Below are 2212 nucleotides of genomic sequence, written 5' to 3'. Positions count from 1 at the left end.
AAAATATATGGACTTAGTGAATATTATCTGTTAGAGTAATGGAGAACTAGGGGATTTGTGGAATATGCATAAAATGCAGTGTCCACAAACGAAAAGTAAGAAGGAGGATTCATACTATGATGAAATGGCTTCAAAAATTGGGTAAAGCTCTTATGCTTCCAGTTGCATGTCTGCCGATCTGTGGTATCCTTATGGGTATTGGATATCTGATGTGTCCGGCAACTATGCAGGGTGGTGAGATCTCTGGTCTCATTCCTACCATTGGTCTGTTCCTGGTAAAAGCAGGCGGTGCCCTGATCGACAACATGGCACTTCTGTTTGCAATTGGTGTAGGTGTGGGCATGTCTGATGACCACGACGGTACTGCAGGTCTTGCAGCACTTGCTTCCTGGCTGATGATCACAACTCTTCTCAGCGAAGGTGTTGTAACTGTTATCAGACCTGGCGTTGCTGAGAACCAGACACAGCTTCTGGCTTTCCAGAAAATCGCTAACCCGTTCATCGGTATCCTTGCCGGTGTGATCGGTGCTACATGCTACAACAAATTCAAAAACACAAGACTTCCGAACTGGCTGGCATTCTTCAGTGGAAAACGCAGCGTTGCAATGGTTGCAGGTGTTGTTTCCATCGTTGTTTCCGCAGTTCTGCTGTTTGTATGGCCGCTGATCTTCGGCGGACTGGTTGCAGTTGGTAAAGGTATTGCCAACATGGGTGCTCTTGGTGCAGGTATCTATGCATTCCTGAACCGTCTGCTGATCCCGACCGGACTTCATCACGCTCTGAACAACGTATTCTGGTTTGATACCATTGGTCTTGGTGACCTTACACACTTCTGGGCAGGCGAAACATCTGCAGATGTTACATGGAGCCTTGGTATGTACATGTCAGGATTCTTCCCATGTATGATGTTTGGTATCCCGGGTGCAGCACTTGCTATGATCCACACAGCTAAGAGCAACAAGAAAAAAGTTGCTATCGGTCTTGTAGCTTCCGCAGCAGTTTGTGCATTTATCTGCGGTGTTACTGAGCCGTTCGAATTTGGTTTCATGTTCCTTGCTCCTGTACTGTATGTAATCTATGCTCTGCTTTATGGTATTTTTACATTTATTACAGTAGCTCTTGGCTTCCGTGCAGGATTCTCTTTCTCTGCTGGTGCAACAGACCTTCTGTTCTCCGCATCTCTGCCGGCAGCAGCTAAGACATGGCTGATCATTCCGCTTGGAATCGCAGCATTTATCGTATTCTACGTAGTATTCCGTTTCGCGATCGTTAAATTCGATCTGAAAACTCCGGGACGTGAAGATGACGACGAAGATGAAACAAAAGTTGTTCTTGCAAACAATGACTTCACAGCAGTTGCAAAAGCAATCCTTGAGGGCGTTGGCGGTGCACAGAACGTAGCTACAATTGACAACTGCATCACAAGACTTCGTCTTGAGATCAAAGACTACACACAGGTTGATGAGAAAAAGATCAAAGCAGCAGGTGTTGCAGGTGTTATCCGTCCAAGCAAAACAAACGTACAGGTTATCATTGGAACACAGGTACAGTTTGTAGCGGATGAATTTAAAAAACTGTGTAAATAATTTACATAATAAAAGGGAGGGTGCACAGGCATCCTCCTTTTTGGAAAGAGAGGTCTTTTTATGTTTAAAGGGTTATTTGGAAAAAAAGAAAAGAACAATAAGCTTTACGCTCCTCTGAAAGGAGAGGCAGTCCTTCTGGAAAATATTGCAGATCCTATGTTTGCTCAGAAAATTCTGGGTGACGGAATCGCTATTGAGCCGGCAGAAGGCAGGGTATACAGCCCGGCAGACGGAACAGTGTCTATGATCGCTGATACAAAGCATGCCATCGGCATCACTACCGCAGACGGTCTGGAACTTCTGATCCATGTTGGAATGGATACGGTTGCACTGAAAGGAGAAGGCTATACAGAAAAAGTTGCCCAGGGGGCGTCTGTGAAAAAGGGCGATCTTCTGATGGAATTTGATATGGACTTTATTAAAGGCAAAGGCTACAGCTGTGTTACTCCTATGATCATTACAAATATGGACGACATTAAAGGAGTTACTTCTCATGCCGGAGCGGCAGTTCCAGGAGAAACAGTGGTTGTAGAGTACGAGAAATAAAAATTATCTGCGCTTCAGAAAAGAAGCTGTGATCCGCAAAACCCGAAAGAACTGGTTTACCAGAACTTTCGGGTTTTGTT

At 44.9% G+C, this 2212-nt stretch carries 2 protein-coding genes; both read left to right on the top strand.

Going from position 1 to position 2212, the window contains the following annotated elements:
- The first annotated feature begins 119 nt into the window (after positions 1-119).
- Complete coding sequence (locus RDS42_RS14350; RefSeq protein WP_308784256.1) at positions 120-1586, top strand: PTS transporter subunit EIIC; 1467 nt, start codon at positions 120-122, stop codon at positions 1584-1586.
- A gap of 60 nt (positions 1587-1646) precedes the next feature.
- Complete coding sequence (locus RDS42_RS14345) at positions 1647-2132, top strand: PTS glucose transporter subunit IIA (protein ID WP_308784255.1); 486 nt, start codon at positions 1647-1649, stop codon at positions 2130-2132.
- Positions 2133-2212 lie beyond the last annotated feature (80 nt).

Origin of the sequence: uncultured Blautia sp., from assembly GCF_902497045.1 — a bacterium.
Classification (GTDB): domain Bacteria; phylum Bacillota; class Clostridia; order Lachnospirales; family Lachnospiraceae; genus Blautia_A.
This window is presented reverse-complemented; position numbering and strand designations above follow the sequence as displayed.